Raw genomic sequence first — 21,176 nt, 5'->3', positions numbered from 1 at the left:
CATCAACTCCTAATGAAATGATAATAATCATTTCAAAGCGACATCTTTATTCATATTCCTCTCCTTTCTTTTCATTCCAATTTTTCATATTAAAATGATTTTATAGTATAAATTTGAGTGTATTGTAACATTTTTTGTAATATTATGAATAGCGAATCTCAAAAATTGGTATATACCAATTTCAACCTCGAAAAATGAGTAATATTGATAGAAAAACGCTATAAAAATATCTTGCAAATTTACATAAATTAAAGAGATGAATAGCGTTTTTTCAATATAAAATAAAAAAGATAGCCTGCATAGGCTATCTTTTTTATTTTATTTAATTACTAGCACCACTATATGCTACATGTCGTTTCTCAATTCTCTCTTCAATTTCTTTCATATTTTCTTTATTATTTAATAGTGATTGTTTATTTTCAATTAATAATTGTTTAAAAGATTTTCTCACTTTTTTTCTCATTTTCATTGTCCTCCTTGGGGGATGGTTTATATAAAAGATAAAGAATTATCTGTGTGTCCTTATAATAATTGATTGTTGTGAATTCTATTTGAACTTCATATGAAAATTCCGTTTATTTTCTGACAACTTTGTGAACACGAAAAAAAAGACTCTCTAAAACTATGTTGAAATTAATTCACTTCATGATAAAAATTACTATTTTCATCAACTTTTATCATTATATCTTGTCGAAACATTTATATATTTAAAATTGAGTTCGACATAATTTTATTTACTATCATACTGTTTACAAAAACAAAAAGAAGGTGTCACCAAGTCAAAGTTCGACTTATGCAACATCCCTCTTTCCAAACTATTTATAGCATATTTATTAATATTTCAGGTCTTCCCCAATTCATTTCTTCACAAACAAATCTAAGTTTTTCTTCATCCATTGTGTGTAATCCCTCTTCTAGTAAACATGAAATTGGAACTTCACAGTGAATTTGTGCTAATTGCAACGAAATATTTAAGTTCTCTAAATCACTTTCAATCTTCGTACGCTGCGCTTTTGTTAATGATTCTACATTTTCTAGTACAGCGGATACTGTTCCGTGCTCTTGAATAAGCTTATACGCTGTTTTTTCACCGATACCTTTTACACCTGGATAATTATCACTTGTATCTCCCATGAAAGCTTTTGCATGGACGATTTGCCACGGCTCTACACCTTTTTCTTCCATGATTCTCTCCGGTGTGTAATATTCGTAATTTCCAATTCCTTTACGCAGAAGCATAACTGTAACGTTCTTATCAACAAGTTGAAGTAAATCTGTATCACCAGTTAAAATATAAACTTCAGCTTCATTGCAGTATTGTTTTGCAAGCGTACCGATACAATCGTCCGCTTCGTAGCCTTTCATACCGATAACTGGAATGGATAATTTCGCAGTCATTTCTTGCACTAAATCAAATTGAGGAATTAATTCTTCTGGTGGCGCTGCACGATTTGCTTTATAATTCGAGAACGATTCTGTTCTAAATGTCGTACTTCCCATATCCCAGCATGTAACGATATGTGTTGGTTCGATCGCTTGCGTAGCTGTTAATAAGTGTTTCATATAACCATGAATCCCGTTCGTAGGGGTTCCATCTTGTCGTTTCATAAATTGTCCGTAGACACTTGTTGCGTAAAAAGCACGAAATAATAGTGCCATACCATCAACTAATAGTACTTTTTTCATAATTCCTCTCCTATTAAAAAAATAATAACCTCACGTTATCACGTAAGGTTATATAAATAGATTACCATTCTACGTTTTTGCTCAACTTTGTCTATTATACATTGTTTTTGTATATTTAGCACCATTAACACATTAAGACGTTCTACTACAACAAGTATGCAAGATGCCTGAATACGTATTTTTTCCAGTAGAAACAACGATAGCTTTTGCATTTCCACTAACGATATGCGAACCTTTAAAACATACATTTTCAAGCTCAAGTGGATTATAATCTTTCATCCGTTTTAATGGAATAAATCGTTTACGTTCAAGGTGATAGCAGCTCTCAAACTTCTCTATATTCGCTTCGTTTCCCGTTAACACAGACTCATTCACTAATAAATCATCTGCATAAATAATACGTACATCAGCTGGCACAGCATCTCCAGCCGAAAGAAAAATCATATCTCCAGGTACAAGTTCTTGCACTGGTATCTCCATCATTTTCAGTTCACTATTTAACCCTGTACTACTAGAACATTCTACTCTAGATACAGTAATCGTTTCACGTTGTAATTCATCACACACACGTTGTTTTGAAAAACCTGGAATCATGCCACCAAGCTTCATCATTACTTCTGCGAGAAGTGCTCTTTTTGAAGTTAGTTCATTTCGGCCATATACTTGAATACGTTTTTGCGCCTCTTTCATTGATAGTCCGTCTCTTGTTGTTTTAAAATATGCAAATACAGATTTTACATCTCTTGTTGCAATTTCAATTAATAAATCTTTATTTTTTTGGAGCATTGTTTGTTCTTTTATTGATTTTTTACTTAGTTTATATGACGTGTTACCCACAGTTTTGTTTGCATATAACATATTATCGTCTCCTCCTTTACAACATAGGAAGAAACGCTTTGTTTCTCAATTTATCCACTTTACTGTGAAAGTGTCTCGCGTTTTATAAACGCTACATTATGATAAATATAGAGGGAGGAACAAATCGTTTCCTGCCTACATCATATATTTTTGATTTGAAGTATATGGGTAACGGAACCGAGTCAGAATTTGACATGCTCCTCACCTCCTCGTTTAATTTTATAGTTTATACTATGAAATTACTCATAGCTTGGTAACAAAAAAGGCCCCTACCCTTAAGAGAGTAGCGGCCATTACATACACAAATAAACGATTTCTAATATAATTAGAAATCTACGGACCTCTCCCTCACCGAGTTTTAGCACTGTATAGCATAGGTACATTACCAGCTACGTTAAGAAAAACCTTAATTCGATCATTCCTGTTGACCCATTGGCGTCTCTCGACATTTTTGGGCAGTAGCATTTCTCTATACAGGAGCCTCACCTAACAGAGACTTATTTTCATTACATTGAAAATGTTACTCTTATTTAAAATAGATGTCAACCGTAGCCTACAATTTTTTCAAAAGGTATGGCAAACTAACATATATAAAGTGTAACTTTAATCAGTGGAGGTTTTGTTCATCCCCCACTGATTATTAGCCCTCACCAATCGGGCTTTTACGGGATAAAATAAAAAACTTTACGTTTAAACGTAAAGTTTTTAATAAGTTATACAACCAGCAATTACAATCCCAATTGAAATTGATAAAAACATAAGAAAAAGACCGACTGCTTGATTATCTTCTTCGAGACTTTTGTTTATATTAAAGCGTGGTGTAAGCCACTCAGCTAAATAAAAGACGATAATTTGAGCCAAAATCCCAACTGCTCCCCACGAAATCATATCAAGAAGTGAAATTGAATTAGCTGCTGTCGAATATAAAACAACAGCTAACCCAAGTAATCGTCCTCCAAGCACATAGCTTACCGCCTTATTTCCTTGAGCCATTAACTTAAATTCCTTTACTTTCGTTGTCACTTCCATCAAGAACAGACCTATACATAAAAGGCCGAGTGTTACTACTAAATATAATAAAAAATTAATCATTTTTTCCCCTCCTTTTTATACCTACCGGTAAATAGTACGATTCATTTCCTGTAATCTTTTCTCCCGCACGAATACCGATACTACTCGCTTTTCCAGCAATTAAAAACGAACCAAACACATATGACAGTTTCTCGATCCCTTTTTCTGTTTCCAAGGATACGACTGGCAGTTCGATATACTTTTGAAATATCGGCAGTGACGCTTTATATGTTTGGTGTGCATTTTGAAGCATAATATTTTCGTCTTTATCGCGAATCGTAATTGTATCTCCTTCTCTCCCAAATGAAGGTTTTTGAACGAAAGAACCTTTTCCTAAAAATAAATCTGGTTCTAAATATGTAGGTAACATATATTCTTTAATCCACTGTTGTTCCTCATTTGTATAAAAGGCCTCTTCTTCTGCTAACCCCCAAATAAGACACTGAATTGATTTTGGCTGAAGTAAAAATGCTGACAAAGGATTTATTATAAAAAGCTTTCCGGCTTTTACAAGTTGCAGCAGTTCCACACCTACCAAATCTCCTGTTTCAGGATCTTGATCCTCAATTAAATCTTCTATCGGATATGTTTGGCGATATAAAACATCAATCTTCGCCCCATCTTTATCGACTAGAGCATCCTTTGTAATTCTAAGTTCTGACATTGGCACTACTTTATTTTCAACATGGCATAGCTGACTTAAATACATAGTGGTATTCCAATCCTCGATATGTTCATGATGTGCTGTAAAAACAACATTTGGATTATCTAATCCCTTTGTCGCTTCCATTACTGCTTTCGTTACACCAGAAGATAGCAATCGTTCTTGATCCGAGTTTGGATCATCATAGCCTAGATTTCCACATACTTTCCCATTCATTTGAAAACATTCCACAATAAAAGTTGGTGTATCACTATTAAACTCAAGCATTTTGATTTTGTTATCCTCTGTTACAGCAAAATCAAATCGCGAAATTACAGATTCAGGATAGAGCCCTTTCATTCTAATGAAAGATAAACTCGCGGATGGAAAGCCAAGATCTAGAAGCTGTTCGTCACTTAAATTACGCAGCAGTCTAGCAGTCTTAAAAAATATTTTCCCCATTCGTTCAGTCGCTAAGTGTAATTGGTCCAAAGTCTGATTTGTTATAGAAAAAACATGAAACAAACTATACTCACATTCATATAAATCCGACCAAAAATCCGGATATTTTAAATAAAATTCTTTTCGATCCCTTATGTATTGCGACATATTTTAGCCCCCAAATCCTCCCTTTGAACCGCTTCCAATTCCACCTTTAAATTCAGCAGACGATTGATACGATTTAAACGCCGATGAATTTTTAAAAGTGGATTTATTTTGATAGTATCGCCCACCATAGAAATAATGCCCACGATAACCTGAACTACTATCATCACACTGCCATACCCCAAGTTCATCATCCCAATCCCAATCAGAACAACTATTATCATTTGGTTTTGGGGGAAGATCTTGTGCGCAACCAAATAAAGTGCCAGTCATTAAAGACGTTACGACACCACCTACTAGCCATTTCGTTTTTGTCACCTTCGCACTCCCCTTTTTAAATTCTATTCCTATTATATAGGATGGCATGATAAAGTAGAAGAAAAAGGAAGAAGAGGGATTAAATGCGCTTAGAATATCGACTTAATGATGAAACGAAAGGGTATCCTGCTTTATGGAACTACGCCAATATTTCTAATTCTGAAATTATCGCACGCATGACTTGTGAATATTTTATTAAAGAGAAAAATACTTATGTTGTTACTGCAACTTCGGTTGATCCAGACGGAACAGCAGTTATTTATATTCAAAAAGAAGTTTTCGCAAATGACCCTTCAGACCCTACATACTCCTACATCGGTTTTGAAATTAGAGAACTAAGTGAAACGAGTTCAAACATAGTAGATAGTCAAGATGTATGGAACTATGAAGAAATTTTACCATCTCTTCATTCAGATATTATATATATTCAGCGAGACGGCATGTCTATGGAGTTCTCCTTAGATTCAAGAGAGATTGATGAAGACAGAAAGTGCTACATTTATTACGGAAACTTCACAGGTGAATCAAGATAATATTGATATATCTATGCAACAAAAAAACCTTACGTATAAAACGTAAGGTTTTTATATAGCCCCACATATGCCGTTCTCTCTAGATGTCCATAAACCTGCTCTCACAGGTGGATGCTCTCACAAATGTTTGTAACTTCCTTCTTAAAAAGATGGCATGTTAGCTACATTTAAATATTGAACTTCCATATTAAACTTATTGGTTTAAGACATGCATAAGCTACGTACACCGTAGGAATTTTATATAAGGTTAGTTGAAATAAGACCCCCGCACGTGCCGCTCCTCGTAAATGTCCAAAAACCCGCTACTCGCAGGTGGATGCCCTCACAGTTACCGTACATCTTCCTCCACAAGGAAGGCTTGATGATGGTCGCTAAATATTGAGCTTCCGTATAACTAACATCGGTTTTAGACATAAATAAGTTACGTACACCGCAGGATGTATTATTTACTTGTCGTTATATTATCACATTGTTTCCAATGTGTAAAATACAAAGTTTTTCGAGCAATCTCTTGCTTGTGACCTTATTTTAATACAAATTATTTTTGCATGCAAGTGATTAATCTTCTTCTTTTGCAATTTGATTTTCTGGATAAGAAATCCAATCACTCCAGCTACCTGCATACAATTTAACATTTTGGAATCCAGCTAATTTTAATGCAACGATATTTGGGCACGCTGTAACACCAGAACCACAATATACAATGGTTTCCTTATCTTTCGAAAGATTTTGGAAGCGTTCTTGTTGCCCAGCTCCATTCTTAAATTGTCCTGATTGCAACATTCCATCCTTCCAAAAATGGTTTACCGCTGTCGGAATATGACCTGCTTTATGATCGACAAGTTCCTCGACACCAGCATAACGCTTTGGCTCTCTAGAATCAATTAATGTAACATCCGCACCTGCACGGATATTCTCTCTGACCGTTTCCATCGTTACAAGCATATGATCTTGTATGTTTGTTTTGAATGTTTTTCGTATAACAACAGGAATTTCCGTTGTTGTCGGTAGTCCATTCTCTTTCCAAGCCGGGAAACCACCATCTAATATATATACTTTCTCATGTCCTACATAGTTACATAACCACCATAAACGAGCAGCATTTGCACCGGCTTGACTGTCATACGCAATTACTGTCGTATGCTCATCAATACCAGCCTCCGAAAGCTTGTCTGCAAACTCCTCAATATTTGGTAAAGGATGGCGGCCACCATGTTCTGCTATAGGACTTGATAAATCTAAATTCAAATCAAAATATAACGCATGAGGAATATGTCCTTCTTCATACTTTTCTCTACCCCAATTAGGATTCGCTAAATCAAAACGACAATCGATTATACGGACATTCTCATCTTCTATATGCTCACGTAACCATTCGACTGTAACTATCATCTTTAACGACCTTCTTTCTCTTTCAAACGACTTACATACTCCATAACCATTTCTTCTGTAACATATTTACGCTGCAAGGTAACACCATTTTTTGCAAGATCATTAATTTGCTTCGTTACAACATTAATGACATCAACCGAAAATTCTTTCCCATTTGACGCAAGAGATACGGCAGCTTCAATAGCTGCTTCACGCTGTGCATCTAATTGTAAACATGCTTTTACACTTTCATTTTGTTTACGAGAATGTGCTGTAATTGCTTTATGTACTTCCATCTTCTCTTCCCCCTAAATAGTTATACGTTTTTATTCAATTCCATTGCAAGCCGGATCATATCACGACATACAATCCCATTTTCAATAATCTCTTCTTCATAATGCTTCGAAAAGTAATCAAAATCAATAGAAAAAATACGAAATCCACATTTTTGATATAAAGCAAGTTGTGAAACACTAGAATTGCCTGTACCAACTTCAAGTTTTGACATACCATATCCTTTAGCAGTTTCTACAGCATGCCTTAATAGCTTCTTCCCAATCCCTTTTCCTTGTAAATGCTCTGCAACCGCAATATTCATGATTTCCATCGTCTTTGGCCTTGTTTCCAAAAGAACATATACACCGATAACGCTCCCCCCCTGCTTAGCTACGTATGTTAATCCTCTTTGTACATATGTAGCTATTTGCCGTTCACTTGGATCAGCAAGTAGCAATAAAGACTTCGGTATAGCCTCTTTTGGAATACGTTCTATTACAACAGACATAAAAAATTCCCCCTTCTCTATTGTTCTAAACCCTCCTTGTCTACCATAAGTAATAGAAAGGAGGGATTCACCATGGACAACAATGAGAAAAAATGCAACGTCATCTCTATTGATGGAAAGAAGAAGAAAAGCGACACGTATTCCTATCCAAAATTAGTAGTTGAAAACAAAACATATGAATTTTCTTCATTCGTCTTATGCGGTGAAACACCAGATGGCAGACGACTCGTTCTTACTCATATGATTTCTACCGATGAATTTGCTGGATTTGTAAAATCTTTAGATACTGTACTGCAAAAGAAAATTGAACGAATCTTTTTCTCATAACGACTATATAACATAAATTTCTTTTTCAATCTCTACTAACTGCTTTTGCAATTGTTCTTTACTTTGTTCATATAGAGATACATCGATCGTTTCAGCCAATGCAAACAATATACTTTCATAATAGTTCATCACATCTTGCTGCATCACTTTTTGGAATAAGTTCCACTTCATATCCCACTCTTGCTTATAATGATGAACAAATAAATCTTTTTCATCAGCTACATAGTTTGATACGAACGGTTCTAATACAGATTTAGCGTCTTCTTGCATAAAAGCTTTGTCATTCTTTTCAAAAAAGCTTTTCTCATTTTTAAAATGTGCCAGTGCTTTTTTGAAATCTTTTATTTCAACTGAAGGGAACGGTTCTTTATGTGTAATATCTTTATATTCATACTCCACTATTCCATTCATAGAAATTGATTCATTTTCTACTTTACAGTTCACTACAATTTCGTCCTTTGCACGCTTCATCGCTTCGTCTATCCATTTTTCAAGGCGTAATGATGTCGCACGCATTTCTTGCAATAAATCATGCTGAATAAATGCTACTAATTCCATAACACACTGTTGCAATTGTGTTTTCACATTTCCATCCGTTCGAAGTGACGCCGGATTAATAAATTCAGTAAACACATCGTTATAGCGCAGGAATAGACGCTGTTGCACGTAATAAAGCAACTCTTTCACTTCATTTTGCATCGCCTGTTCTTCAGCAAGTACACTATATGATGAAATGATATGAAGTAGTTGATCACGCTCTGCTTCATATTTTTTCGTTTGCTTCTCTTTCTCTTCATTCCCCTGTTTTGCACCCTTTATCATGTTTACTAAAAGCTGATCTGCCCCTTGCAAAGCACCATATAGAGCATGCACAGAAACAAGCATTAAATCTCTCATCATAAAGGACGTAAATGATTCCTCAAACTTCGTAATCCCAGAGTTTTGTAAAATACCATACTTCTCTTTTTCAACATTCTTTCCTTGTTTCTCTTCAAGCGCACATAAACTTGAAATTGCAAATAAACGCGGATTTCTAATACCGTATTGCAGCAGCTGATCTGCGATATAACCTTTTACCATTTCAAGTTCTTCTTCAGACTCTGCTAAATCCGCCGCATTAATTAAGAAGAACATTTTATCAAGGGCAAAAGTATCCTTTACACGACCAAGCTGAATTAAAAATTCACGGTCAGCACGAGAGAATACATGATTATAATATGTTACAAATAAAATAGCATCTGCGTTTTTAATATACTGGAATGCAACATCCGTATGGCGAGCATTAATAGAATCCGCTCCAGGTGTGTCTACAAGCGCTACTCCCTGCCTTGTTAAAGCACAATCATAATAAAGTTCCATATACTCAACGAAGCATGATTTCTCTTCATTCGCTACATAATCAGAGAACTCTTCTAATGTAACTTGTACTTGTTCTCCTAAATAAGTAGAAACTGCATCATATCCTTTTTGTACCGCTCGTAAAAAGCTAAATGTTGTTTTTTGCTTCCCAGTTGGTGAAGGATATTTCATAACTTTATCAATTTGTGCTAACGCTTCATCTAACGTAGCAATCTCATAATGAAACAGCTTATAAACAGCTTTCATATCTTCTAATAACGCTTGCTTTGATTTAAACTGAACAATTACTGTTCCGTGTGGTTTTTCCTCTGTAACCGGCAAAATTTGATTAATCGTTGCCGTCGTCGGGTTTGGTGATACAGGAAGTACTTTCTCACCGAGTAAGGCATTGGCAAATGATGATTTTCCAGCACTAAATGCCCCGAATAACGCTACTGTAAATTGTTTTGTTTCCACACGTCTTCTTTTCTCTATTACCTCTTGCTGTACATGTTTCAGCGCTGGCAATGGCTCTAATATCGTTTCAGCTTTTTTCACTTTCTCTAATATCCGCTGAATATTTAAAGCCGCCGTTCCTTTCAGCTCTTCTTCATGAACCGCTACGTTATCGCTTACGATTTCCTGCTCTTGTAGTGTAAATTTCTCACTAACAATTTGCTTTTCCCTTTGCAATATCTCATCTATTTGCAGCCCTTCAGGCGTAGCAACATGATCGTGCCAAACATTTCGTAAATAGTCTTCATATGCCTCCAAATTGTTACTGTATTGTAATTGTGTTTCTTTCGCCGTTTGCAGCATCGTATATGTTTCAATCTCTTCTTCAATACGAGCAACTGCTTCTCTCACCTTTTGCTTTAAAACGACCGCACTTTTATCAAAAATTTGCTGCGCTTTTATAAAATAACGTTTCTTCAGTTCATTCGCTACATCCGCTGTATAAAGAAGTAAGTAATCACCTGTGAAACCTGCGCCTTGTTTAATTACTTCAGCCAACATTTCTGGTCCGAAAGCAATTTCTAACCCATATATGTCTTTCCCAATTTCCTCCGTGAACAATCCTTCTTCTTTTAAGAAGGCTACAATAAATTCCTTCACATGAAAATCAAGCTGCGTTTCAACAGTCTTTTGAAGGGCAGAATAAAACGCCTCTACACGTCTTTGTTTTTCTTGCTCCGTCTTTCCTTTCGCAAATAGCAAACCGACCTTAAATTTTGTTAATTTCGTTTCTAAATATGCATTTGCCAATTCTCTCATTTCAAACGGCATTAAATATGCGTTATCTAATATAGCTTGTAAACCTTTTATAAATTCATTTCTCACATAAGATTCTTTACTTGCCTCACGATTTTTCGCTTCCGTTAACTCTTCCTTCTTTTCAACTACCTCTGAAATAGAAAGTGGTGATGCTAACTCTTCCTCATATTTCAAGAGAGCTTTTTCATTTTCAGAAACAATAAACGAGAAATGTTCTCCCATTAAATATTCTGTTTCTCGCTCCATTCCAGTCCTTACATACTGCTCTTTTTCTTTCATAATAGAAGTAATTAACGCTTCTAAGCTTCTAATTTCATTATGTGGATGGTTCATCATTCGTAATGACGTATAATAAACACCATCTACTTCAATATCCCAGTTAGAGAATGATTGTTTTACACTATCTTTATAATTCTCAAACGATAATTCATTTTCTTTATGTTTATCTATTTGATTTACAACGAGATAAACCGTTTTATTACGTTGTTTCAATTCTTTAACAAATTGTAAATTCACTTCCGATTGGACGTGATTATAATCCATCATATAAAAAATGACATCTGCCAGATGAAGTGTCGACTCTGTCGCTAATTGATGGGCATCATCTGTTGAATCAATCCCTGGTGTATCAACTAACATAACCCCTTCAGGAATCGGCGCGTCGTTTCGATAAATATGAACACCAATTACTTCATCGCCGTCTTTACAAATTTGTTTTAATTCTTCTGCTGAATATGCACCGTCATATTCGTACTGCTCTCCAGATTTAACCGTTACAACAACACGATCCATTCCTTTTTCAATTTTGACAACGTTAGCGCTTGTCGGAATTGGACTTGTCGGTAACAACTGCGCTTTATATAGATGATTCATCATCGTTGATTTCCCTGCAGAGAAGTGACCGCAGAACGCTATCATAAGCTGTTCTTGTTTATATTTTTGAATTACCTCAAACAACTTTAAACTATTCTCTGCATCGCCGTGTTTTTGCCACTCTTCATAAAAACAAACAAGTTTTTTCATACCGTTTGTCTGTACTATGTTTGTCATCCCCTTGTTCCCCTTTATCCAAGATGTATATACTTTTCCCCGCTATTTGCGAGCTCATAACCAGTGAGAGTTACACCTACCCATTGATTACAGTTTCACTTTACTATCATACTAAATTTTCAGCATATTCTCATTAAAAATAAAAAATCCCTTTCATTCTTTTTACAAATGAAAGGGATTTTATGTCATATCACTCATTTTGCTGTTCCTACTCCATTTAAAACATACTTCGCAATAACTGCATATACAGCGACTGTACCTGCTACTAATGCATATACCATACTTACGCACCAACCTTTTTTTGATAATGATTATCACTTTTGAATACAGTTTATCATTAAAGAGAATCATTATCAACACTTTTCATAAAGAAAGCTCCTTATAAGAAGGAGCTTTACTGCCTGTTTTGAAAAAGGTTAAAACTTGTTGTGCACTCTTATTATATCTCATCCTACATAACTTAACAGTTTAAAAAAATGGAAATATCCCCTATCCCCTCCACCTTACATTTCGTATAATAAAAGGGAATTACTTAACAAGGAGGAAAAAAATGACACAAAATCTCACACAAGGCGAGAGGATACACTCCATTGATATTATTAGAGGAATAGCTGTACTAGGTATTTTTCTTGTGAATTGGCCTGTTATCGCCGGGGTTGACTCACGTGATCTTTCAGGAATTTACGAAGGGATAGACAGCTACATTCGCCTATTTTACGATATGTTTATTCAAACGAAATTTTATACAATTTTTTCGTTTTTATTCGGATTAGGTTTTTATATTTTTATGAGTCGTGCTGAAGCGAAAACAGATCATCCAAAAATTTTATTTGTTCGCCGCTTACTTATTTTATTATTATTCGGTTTCTTACATTACGTTCTTTTATGGGACGGAGACATTTTACATACTTATGCGATTGCTGGATTTTTCTTATTTTTATTTTATAAGAGAGAACCTCGTACTATTTTAATATGGGCTATCGTTTTATTGAGTATTTTTCAATTCATTATGCTAATGGCTGGTATTACGGTTGCATTGGTACCAAAGGAAGAGCTAGGTTTTTCCTTACCTATCATGCCATTAGAAGACTGGCTGTCACAAATACAAAATCGTTTCCATGCATTTTACGCTGATGGAATTGGATTAAATTTACTTATGCTCCCAGAAACAGTTGGGCTGTTTTTACTTGGTTTATACGCCGGCAAAAAGGATATTTTCCGCCGCGCGAAAGAGTTAGATCCAAAGCTTAAAAAATGGCAAATTATTATGTTCCTTTTTACATTACCAATGTGGTTCTTCATGGTTCGTTACTTCTTATCAAAACCATTTTATGAACCAATTTATATGCAGGTCTTTACAATGTTTAGCGGAAAAACGTTATTCATATTCTACATTTTCACACTAATGCGTTTATTACAAAAAGAAAAATGGCAAACGTTATTACGTCCATTCCAATACGTTGGACGAATGGCATTAACAAATTACATCTCGCATACAATTGTTACATTACTTGTATTTGGTCTATTTCTTAAAAATTATTATCCTGCTCCATTATGGGTTGGACCAATATTCTGCATTAGTTTCTACACGTTACAAATCTTTATTAGCCGCTGGTGGCTTTCACATTACCAATACGGGCCACTTGAGTACATTTGGCGTCTTGGTACTTACGGGAAAATGATGCCACTTAAAAAGAAAAGCAAGGTCTCATAACGAGACCTTGCTTTTTTACGCTTCTCTTACTGCACTTTGCATAGATACTGGCTCTTCTTCTACTTTCACTTTGCGCTGCGGCACCATATTAAATACGATATTTAAAAGTACTGCTGACGCACTTCCAAGTACAATTCCGTTATCTGTTAAAATACGAATGCTTTCTGGGAGTTGTGAAAATAATGTAGGAACGACTGTTACGCCAAGCCCAATTCCGACAGAACATGCAACGATTAATAAGTTTTCCTGTCTTCCGAAGTCAACGCTACTTAACATTTTAATACCATATGCCATAACCATACCGAACATCGCTAACATCGCACCGCCCAGTACTGATTTCGGAATAATTGTTGTAATAGCTGCGATTTTAGGAATGAAACCAAGTGCGATTAACATACCACCGCAAGTATAAATAATAACGCGATTTCTTACTCCAGTTAATTGAACAAGTCCTACGTTTTGAGAGTATGTTGTATATGGGAACGCGTTGAAAATGCCACCTAACACCATCGCTAATCCTTCTGCGCGATAGCCTTTTGTTAATTCTTTTTCACCGATTTTTTTATTGCAAATATCAGATAATGCAAAGTATACACCCGTTGCTTCTACAATCCCTACACAAGCAACGAGAATCATCGTAATAATTGGTGTTAATTCAAATGTTGGTGTACCAAAGTAAAATGGTTGAATACCGTGGAACCAATCCGCCTCTCCAACCGCTTGCAAACTTACTTTCCCCATAAACGCTGCAACGATAGTACCGAACAATAGACCTAGTAAAATAGAGATTGAACGAATAAATCCATCAAAGAAACGATACATAATGATGATAAATAATAACACACCAAATGCTAATGCTAAATTTTCAAGACTACCGAAATCCTTACTTCCTACTCCTCCAGCCATGTCATTAATTGCTGCTGGAACAAGTGTAACTCCAATTACAGTAACAACAGATCCTGTTACAACAGGTGGAAACAGTTTTACAAGTTTTCCAAATAATTTCGCAAAAATAACAACGAATAACCCAGCAGCAATAATTGCTCCATAAATTGAAGACACACCGTATTGTTTTCCAATCGCAATCATCGGTCCAACGGCTGTAAATGTACAACCAAGTACAACGGGAAGTCCTATACCGAAAAAGCGATTTGATAATGCTTGTAAAATTGTCGCAACGCCGCACATTAATAAATCAATTGAGACTAAATATGTTAACTCTTTTTGATTTAAACCAAGTCCACCGCCCACAATAAGCGGAACGATAATTGCTCCAGCATACATTGCAAGCATATGCTGCATACCAAGCGATGCAATTTTAAATGGATGCTGCTTCATCGTTTATTTCACCTCCGCAGTTTCTTGCTGTACAAATGTAACTGTGCCGTTATCAAGTGATGCAATTTCTGCTAGTGATTCAACACGAACGCCTTGTTCACGAAGCTTCTTTCCTCCATCTTGAAATGCTTTTTCAATAACAATTCCAATTCCTGCAATACTCGCTCCAGCTTGCTCTACTAAACTCATTAAACCTAAAGCAGCCTGACCGTTTGCTAAAAAGTCATCGATGATTAATACACGATCATTTTCATCGATATGATTTCGAGATAATGAAATTTCATTTGTTTCTTGTTTTGTAAATGAATATACGTTTGCAACGTACATATTATCTTGTAACGTTAACGATTTACGTTTTCGTGCAAAAATTACTTTTACACCAAGCTCTAATGCAGCCATAACTGCTGGTGCAATGCCTGAAGATTCAATCGTCACGATTTTTGTAATGTTCTCTTCTTTAAAACGTTTAGCAAATTCTTTTCCGATTTCTTGCATAAGTACTGGATCAATTTGATGATTTAAAAAAGCATCTACCTTTAATACGTCACCAGATAAAACCTTTCCTTCGTTCAAAATCTTTTCTTGTAATACTTTCATGTTTGTTCCCCCTCTTATGCAATAAAAAAACTCCAAAAGCCACCACCACTCGTTACAAGTGAGAGACGCGCTTTTGGAGTTTCGCAAAAAAAGAATGCTAAACAAGCAATTATATTCGTCCTCACTCATAGTCAAAGTATTTACGGTACTTCGGTAGAAACTTGCAGGCCATATCCCCGCGATTATATGAGTGTAGCTAACTATTTATTTTATAGAAGGATTATAACGTACTTTTTATGCTTTGAAAAGCATTTATCGAAAAAACACGTACAAATTTTTAAAAACTACTATTTTTGTTCGAGTTTTGCAAACTCTTTCATTTCCAATTACAACTTCGTTAAAATGATTGGCCCATCTTTTGTAATCGCAATTGTATGCTCATATTGAGCTGATAATTTCCCGTCCATCGTTCGTGCAGTCCACCCATTTAAATCTACTTTAGAATATCGCATACCTATATTTACAATCGGTTCAATTGTAATTACCATTCCTTCTTGTAACTGAGGTCCTTGTCCTTGTTTCCCAAAATGAAAAATTGCTGGTTCTTCATGAATCTCTTTACCGATTCCATGTCCCGTAAAGTCTCTTGCAACAGAAAAACCTTCATTTGTTACATAACTTTCAATTGCATAGCCAATATCTCCTACATGGTTATCGATTATCGCCTGGTCAATTCCTTTATACAAAGCATTCTCAGCTACTAACAACAACTTTTCTGCTTCATCAGAAACTTTTCCAACTCTATACGTCCAAGCAGAATCTGAAAGACCTCCATTTAAGTTTACTACCGTGTCAATTGTTACAATATCACCCTCAGTTAAAGGAACATCGGCCGGAAACGCATGACACATTTCATCGTTTACAGATGCACATATCGCATATGGATATCCGTTGTACCCTTTCTGCTCAGACGTTGCACCATGCTGTTCTAAATATGCTTCAACAAACGTATTAATTTCTTTTGTAGTAATACCTGGTTTCATCATCTTCGCAATTTCTCTATGACATGAAGCAAGTAATTTTCCAGATTTATGAATTAACTCTATTTCATTTTTCGTTTTAATTATACTCATGCTGTCTCTCCTTACTAAACTTGCTATTTACTATTAAACTTCAATCATACACATCCTCTTCCAAAATTTCAAAACTTCCAATTACAAAAAGTATGATTTATTTCTGCATAAAAAAAACAGAAGGAGATTCTTCTGTTTTTTAATCATTTTTACATATATAATTCATTTTCAAAAACTCAAAACAACTACCATTTGTTTTCTGTATAAACGTTCCAACTACTTCAAACCCTGCCCTTTTATACACTTTAATCGCTCTCTCATTAAATATAGCTACTGATAGTGTTATATACTTGCATCCATATTTTTCTTTACTAAAAGCTAGTATAGCGTTTAAGAACTGTAAACCAAATCCGTTCCCAGTCATATTAGGTCTCATTCCAAGACCAATATCAACCGTTCCGTCATTTATTTTACAAACAGTAAAATAACCAATGAGAGTGCCATTTTCCTTCACAGAAAATGTATGATCCCCTCTACTTTCATCATGTAAAAATTCAGCTAAATCTTCTTCATCTGCCTCTATATCGTAAAAGGAATATTTCCCTTCATAATGCCAGTTGTATGCAATTTCTTCTGCTTCTTCTTGCGTCATTACTGTATATGTATAGTCCATTCTCCCATCCCCCTTTAAAAAAGAGCTGCAATTAAGCAGCTCTTTTTTTACAACTCATAAATCTCTTTATATTTCGCTTCTAAATAATCGGCTAAGTAGTTTGCATTTAAGCCTTCACCTGTTACATCTTCTAAAATTTCAAGTGGCTTTTTCGTTTTACCGTATTGGTGAATGTTTTCTGTTAACCATTCACGAATCGGTGTTACGTTTCCTTCTTCTAATAATGCATCAAAGTTCGGAATGTCTTTTAACATTCTTTGCTTAAATTGCGCTGCATACATGTAACCAAGCGCATAAGATGGGAAGTATCCAAATGAGCCACCAGCCCAGTGAACATCTTGCAATACACCTTGTGCATCATTTTCCGGACGAATTCCTAAATATGCTTCCATCTTATCATTCCAAGCTGCTGGTAAGTCCTTCACTTGTAATGTACCATCAAATAATTCTTTCTCTAATTCATAACGCACCATAACATGAAGGGGGTATGTAAGCTCATCTGCTTCTATACGAATGAATGACGGCTTCGATTCGTTAATTGCATCATAAAACTCATCGACTGACATATCATCAAATTGACCATCGCTATACTCTTTTAATAAATCATAATTTTTCTTCCAGAATGATTTATTACGGCCGATAAAGTTCTCAAAGAATAATGATTGTGATTCGTGAATACCCATAGATGTACCACTGCAAAGTGGTGTACCTTCAAATTGTTCTGCAATGTTTTGTTCATATACTGCATGACCACATTCATGAATTGTTCCAAATACAGCCATACGGAAATCTTTTTCATCATAGCGTGTCGTAATACGAACATCCCCTCTATTTAATGTAATTTCGAAAGGATGTACTGTTTCATCAAGACGACCTGCTTCAAAGTCATAATTCAATTGCTTTAATAGTTCTAATGTAAAGTTCTTTTGTTTTTCTTTTGAAAACTGTTCCGATAAAGCACTTGTTTTTAATCCTTTTTTAGACTCAGAGATTTCTTTTACAAGCGGCACGATGCGCTCACGAAGTTGACCAAATACGTGATCTAAAACTTCTACTGTAATACCTGGCTCATACATGTCTAATAATGTATTATATTTATATGTTTCATAACCCCAATATGTAATAAATTTCTTTTTAAATTCAACAATTTTTTCTAAGTACGGGCGGAACATCTCGAAATCAGATTTTTCGCGAGCTTCTTCCCACACACTCTCTGCTTTCGCTTCTAATTTCACATAAGCCTCATATTCAGCTTGTGGAATTTTTTTATTTCTATCATATTCTTTCCGACACTCTTCAACCATTTTCTTTGTCGTTTCAGAAAGTTTATCTTCACGTATTAAAGCTTCAAGTTCTGTTAAATAGTTTCCCATCTCATCTGAAGTCGACATAGCAAACACTTCTGACGAAAGCATACCAATTACTTCTGAACGCTGATCTACACCTTTTTTGGGTGCACCTGTTCTTAAATCCCAAAACATTAAACTTAATGCTTCTCCGTAATTTTGTATCTTCTTCACGTATGTTAAAAATTGTTTTTCTACTTCATATGTAGCAACTGTCATCGTATAAAAGCCTCCTTTTTCTACCTCAAATTTAATTCGACACAGAAACATAAATTCCTTTTATAATAGAAAAAAAGCTTGGCAAGCGCCAAGCTTTCTCCTTATAATTCTTTACCTTCTACTGGCAGTACATTTTTCACAGCTGCAACTACTTTCTCATCTTCTGAATCAGATAAGAAAATTGATATAGCACCTTTATCTTCACTTGTACGAATTAAACGCCCAATTCCTTGACGAAGTCGTAAAATCATATATGGTACATCTACATCCCAGAATGGATCATTTACGTGCTTACGTTTCGCTTCAAACACAGGATCGTTTGGAGGGAATGGTAAAGACCAAATAATAACGTGCGATAATGATGAACCAGGAATATCTAAACCTTCCCATAAATGAACCGCACAAAGTACAGTCTCTTCTTCATTTTGGAAACGAGAAACGAGCTGGCTAATTTCCTGATCTCCTTCATATAAGAACGGAACCGACATTTGCTCTTTACTTACATACTCTTTGAACGCTGCAAGCTCTTGCGTTGTACGGAATAATACAAGCGTACGTCCATTTGTTTTTTGTATATTTTCAAGTGTATATTGACACTTTCTTTCCCATTCATTTTCTTTCGTATGTGATAGTAAGTTTACTGTCATTTGCTCTTCGTAATCAAACGGTGAAGCAACTGAGAATGACAAGTAATCTTTTACCCCTAGGCTATTAGCTGTGAAAGCGAATGAATCGTTGTTCGATAATGTCGCAGAAGAGAAAATATACGGTATTTTCTTCGAGAATACTTTCTCTTGTAACACTTCTTCAACTGCACGCGGCATAATAACTAACGTGAAGGCACCATCACCTTCTTCACCCCAAGTAATTACATTTTTCTCGTGCATGAACAGACGAAGTGAATGTTCTAATACATCTAAATGCTCATCAACAATATTTAAATCATACGTGTTTACTGTATGCATTTCACTTTCGAATACTAATGCATCTCCAACTTCACCGATTTTTGCATAAAGTCGTTTCGCTTCAGCTGTTACTTTTTCTGTCACAGTAATTTCTAGACGATCAGAACCGGCAATTTCCTTTTTATTCTCTTGTAACACATCAAAGAATCGTTCAGTTTGCCAAATTGTTTCTTCTACTAAATGTGCAAACTCCTCACGAATATCGTTTTGTAGCAATCTCGTTAATAGTTGCTCCATCATCGTTTGCTTTAAACGGTATGTTAAAGCTTTTTGAGCTGCATATTCTACAAGATGTCCTTCATCGAATACAACGCAGCTACTTTCTGGTAATAATGGAATTTGCCCTTCACGCTTACGAGCATCGTACGTCCAAATATGATCCATATAGAAATCTTGAGAACAAATAATTAAATCTGCTGCTTTACGATAATGTTCACGAGAAAGAGTTTGTCCACAACGATGACGAGAATCACAAGTAAAGCAATCTTGGAAGTAATCCCAATTTACTTTTGACCATTCTTCGTCATTTAAAAGTGGAAATTCTTTTCTGTCACCATAGTGAGTAAAGTTTTGCATCGTACCATGATCGAATACAAACTGTGGTAACTCGTAATATACGTCTTCAATTACTTCTGGAGCTCGTCCACTCATAACATCTTCAAGTTTACGTAAGCATAAATAATTATCCATTGATTTTGCAAGCCTTACATCAACAGATAGCCCTAATGCTTCAGATAACTTAGCGATGTCCCCTTCTTCTTTCACAAGCTGCTCAATTAACGTTTCATCTGCACAAGCAATAATAGCTGGTTTCCCAGTATAACGCGCGTAACAAATTGCATATAGAAGATATACAATTGTTTTCCCTGTTCCTACACCAGCTTCTGCGAACATAACTTTCTTTTCTTGGAAAGCGCGTTCTAACTGAAACGCCATAAAAATTTGTTCATCACGCTCTTCAAATCCTTTTTCCGGAAGGATGTCGTAAAACACATCTCCAATCCACTCATTCAACTTATCATAAAAATTATCTTGTTTTCCTACTTCAAATGGTAATCTCTTCTCAGTAAACATCCTTAGCCTCCAACCAAAAAGTTTTTCTATAAAAAGATAATAGCAACTGCTACGCATATGTGTGCAGCCACTTTCCCCTGTTGCAATACATAGAAATTCACGAAAAAAAATTTTCCTTTCGAAAAAGGAAAATTTTCTTCTATATTAATGACTTTAAATACCGTTTATCAATCGCTGTTTCATGTGAAAGAGCTGACAAATATTCTTCTTGTGCTTTTTGTATTTCATCTACAATCGCACCTTGACTATCCACTTCTTTTCCGAGCTCATCATACGTACGGTGAATAGCTTTTTGAATCATTGATAATTGAAAATTATCCATATGACTTCCTCCTTTACGCATTACATAATAGCCAGTATATGCGCGCTAGAGGAGT

The 21,176-nt window shown here is 35.4% G+C and carries 20 protein-coding genes, 2 other RNA genes and 2 riboswitches; of the genes, 3 read left to right on the top strand and 19 right to left on the bottom strand.

Annotated features, from left to right (window positions below; all coding sequences use genetic code 11):
• Window positions 1-322: 322 nt before the first annotated feature.
• The 6 genes from ACTFN4_RS08890 to ACTFN4_RS08865 form a co-directional block, all read right to left on the bottom strand.
• Window positions 323-463: an FbpB family small basic protein gene (locus ACTFN4_RS08890; RefSeq protein WP_001228048.1), complete on the bottom strand. Its 141-nt coding sequence runs from the start codon at window positions 461-463 to the stop codon at window positions 323-325.
• Between the two features lie 356 nt (window positions 464-819).
• The gene (locus tag ACTFN4_RS08885) at window positions 820-1,686 is read right to left on the bottom strand and encodes a 5'-3' exonuclease (protein WP_000757073.1); all 867 of its coding nucleotides are present in this window, start codon (window positions 1,684-1,686) and stop codon (window positions 820-822) included.
• Window positions 1,687-1,818: 132 nt separating this feature from the next.
• Complete coding sequence (locus tag ACTFN4_RS08880; RefSeq protein ID WP_000964949.1) at window positions 1,819-2,544, bottom strand: P-type ATPase; 726 nt, start codon at window positions 2,542-2,544, stop codon at window positions 1,819-1,821.
• 335 nt (window positions 2,545-2,879) lie between these two features.
• Window positions 2,880-3,045, bottom strand: a riboswitch (M-box (ykoK) riboswitch).
• A 204-nt stretch (window positions 3,046-3,249) separates the two neighbouring features.
• Complete coding sequence (locus ACTFN4_RS08875) at window positions 3,250-3,636, bottom strand: DUF350 domain-containing protein (protein WP_000606868.1); 387 nt, start codon at window positions 3,634-3,636, stop codon at window positions 3,250-3,252.
• Window positions 3,629-4,867, bottom strand: coding sequence for a glutathionylspermidine synthase family protein (locus ACTFN4_RS08870; protein WP_000084933.1), 1,239 nt, complete (start codon window positions 4,865-4,867; stop codon window positions 3,629-3,631). Before ACTFN4_RS08870 ends, ACTFN4_RS08875 begins: the two co-directional genes overlap by 8 nt.
• A gap of 3 nt (window positions 4,868-4,870) precedes the next feature.
• On the bottom strand, window positions 4,871-5,182 hold the full coding sequence (locus ACTFN4_RS08865; protein ID WP_000169030.1) for a hypothetical protein: 312 nt from the start codon (window positions 5,180-5,182) through the stop codon (window positions 4,871-4,873).
• 83 nt (window positions 5,183-5,265) lie between these two features.
• Here ACTFN4_RS08865 and ACTFN4_RS08860 point away from each other — a divergent pair, with 83 nt between their 5' ends.
• Window positions 5,266-5,715 carry a hypothetical protein gene (locus ACTFN4_RS08860; RefSeq protein ID WP_001235523.1) on the top strand — a complete coding sequence of 150 codons (450 nt, stop codon included), beginning with the start codon at window positions 5,266-5,268 and terminating at the stop codon, window positions 5,713-5,715.
• Between the two features lie 54 nt (window positions 5,716-5,769).
• On the opposite strand, the gene ssrS (ACTFN4_RS08855) is transcribed toward ACTFN4_RS08860, so the two are convergent.
• From ssrS (ACTFN4_RS08855) to ACTFN4_RS08835, 5 genes are all read right to left on the bottom strand, one after another.
• Window positions 5,770-5,953: non-coding RNA, 6S RNA (gene ssrS, locus ACTFN4_RS08855), on the bottom strand.
• A 21-nt stretch (window positions 5,954-5,974) separates the two neighbouring features.
• A non-coding RNA gene (gene ssrS, locus ACTFN4_RS08850) (6S RNA) lies at window positions 5,975-6,157 on the bottom strand.
• A gap of 116 nt (window positions 6,158-6,273) precedes the next feature.
• On the bottom strand, window positions 6,274-7,107 hold the full coding sequence (locus ACTFN4_RS08845) for a sulfurtransferase (RefSeq protein WP_000637560.1): 834 nt from the start codon (window positions 7,105-7,107) through the stop codon (window positions 6,274-6,276).
• Window positions 7,108-7,109: 2 nt separating this feature from the next.
• On the bottom strand, window positions 7,110-7,382 hold the full coding sequence (locus ACTFN4_RS08840) for a YpbS family protein (RefSeq protein ID WP_000451818.1): 273 nt from the start codon (window positions 7,380-7,382) through the stop codon (window positions 7,110-7,112).
• 20 nt (window positions 7,383-7,402) lie between these two features.
• On the bottom strand, window positions 7,403-7,870 hold the full coding sequence (locus ACTFN4_RS08835) for a GNAT family N-acetyltransferase (protein WP_000117689.1): 468 nt from the start codon (window positions 7,868-7,870) through the stop codon (window positions 7,403-7,405).
• Between the two features lie 72 nt (window positions 7,871-7,942).
• Between ACTFN4_RS08835 and ACTFN4_RS08830 the strand changes: the two genes are divergently transcribed.
• Window positions 7,943-8,197, top strand: coding sequence for a DUF3931 domain-containing protein (locus ACTFN4_RS08830; protein ID WP_000369740.1), 255 nt, complete (start codon window positions 7,943-7,945; stop codon window positions 8,195-8,197).
• 3 nt (window positions 8,198-8,200) lie between these two features.
• Here the strand turns inward: ACTFN4_RS08830 and ACTFN4_RS08825 are convergent, their stop codons facing one another.
• A complete protein-coding gene (locus tag ACTFN4_RS08825; protein WP_048538185.1) occupies window positions 8,201-11,860 on the bottom strand; it encodes a dynamin family protein in 3,660 nt (1,219 codons plus the stop codon).
• A gap of 550 nt (window positions 11,861-12,410) precedes the next feature.
• On the opposite strand from ACTFN4_RS08825, the gene ACTFN4_RS08820 reads away from it, so the two are divergent.
• On the top strand, window positions 12,411-13,574 hold the full coding sequence (locus tag ACTFN4_RS08820) for a DUF418 domain-containing protein (RefSeq protein WP_000193190.1): 1,164 nt from the start codon (window positions 12,411-12,413) through the stop codon (window positions 13,572-13,574).
• A 15-nt stretch (window positions 13,575-13,589) separates the two neighbouring features.
• Here the strand turns inward: ACTFN4_RS08820 and pbuX are convergent, their stop codons facing one another.
• The 7 genes from pbuX to ACTFN4_RS08785 form a co-directional block, all read right to left on the bottom strand.
• Complete coding sequence (gene pbuX / locus ACTFN4_RS08815) at window positions 13,590-14,912, bottom strand: xanthine permease PbuX (protein WP_000809213.1); 1,323 nt, start codon at window positions 14,910-14,912, stop codon at window positions 13,590-13,592.
• 3 nt (window positions 14,913-14,915) lie between these two features.
• The gene (locus ACTFN4_RS08810) at window positions 14,916-15,509 is read right to left on the bottom strand and encodes a xanthine phosphoribosyltransferase (protein ID WP_000866483.1); all 594 of its coding nucleotides are present in this window, start codon (window positions 15,507-15,509) and stop codon (window positions 14,916-14,918) included.
• 108 nt (window positions 15,510-15,617) lie between these two features.
• A riboswitch (purine riboswitch) is annotated at window positions 15,618-15,719 on the bottom strand.
• Window positions 15,720-15,835: 116 nt separating this feature from the next.
• Complete coding sequence (locus ACTFN4_RS08805; RefSeq protein WP_322356560.1) at window positions 15,836-16,582, bottom strand: type I methionyl aminopeptidase; 747 nt, start codon at window positions 16,580-16,582, stop codon at window positions 15,836-15,838.
• A 139-nt stretch (window positions 16,583-16,721) separates the two neighbouring features.
• Window positions 16,722-17,195, bottom strand: a complete 474-nt coding sequence (locus tag ACTFN4_RS08800) for a GNAT family N-acetyltransferase (RefSeq protein ID WP_088344789.1) — start codon at window positions 17,193-17,195, stop codon at window positions 16,722-16,724.
• Window positions 17,196-17,242: 47 nt separating this feature from the next.
• Window positions 17,243-18,760, bottom strand: a complete 1,518-nt coding sequence (gene ypwA, locus ACTFN4_RS08795; RefSeq protein ID WP_000215074.1) for a carboxypeptidase — start codon at window positions 18,758-18,760, stop codon at window positions 17,243-17,245.
• A gap of 101 nt (window positions 18,761-18,861) precedes the next feature.
• Window positions 18,862-20,799, bottom strand: a complete 1,938-nt coding sequence (locus ACTFN4_RS08790) for an ATP-dependent DNA helicase (RefSeq protein ID WP_000493709.1) — start codon at window positions 20,797-20,799, stop codon at window positions 18,862-18,864.
• Window positions 20,800-20,938: 139 nt separating this feature from the next.
• Window positions 20,939-21,121, bottom strand: coding sequence for a DUF3921 domain-containing protein (locus tag ACTFN4_RS08785; protein ID WP_000368570.1), 183 nt, complete (start codon window positions 21,119-21,121; stop codon window positions 20,939-20,941).
• Window positions 21,122-21,176 lie beyond the last annotated feature (55 nt).

The sequence above is a fragment of the Bacillus cereus group sp. MYBK95-2 genome (assembly GCF_051915225.1).
Classification (GTDB): domain Bacteria; phylum Bacillota; class Bacilli; order Bacillales; family Bacillaceae_G; genus Bacillus_A; species Bacillus_A cereus.
This window is presented reverse-complemented; position numbering and strand designations above follow the sequence as displayed.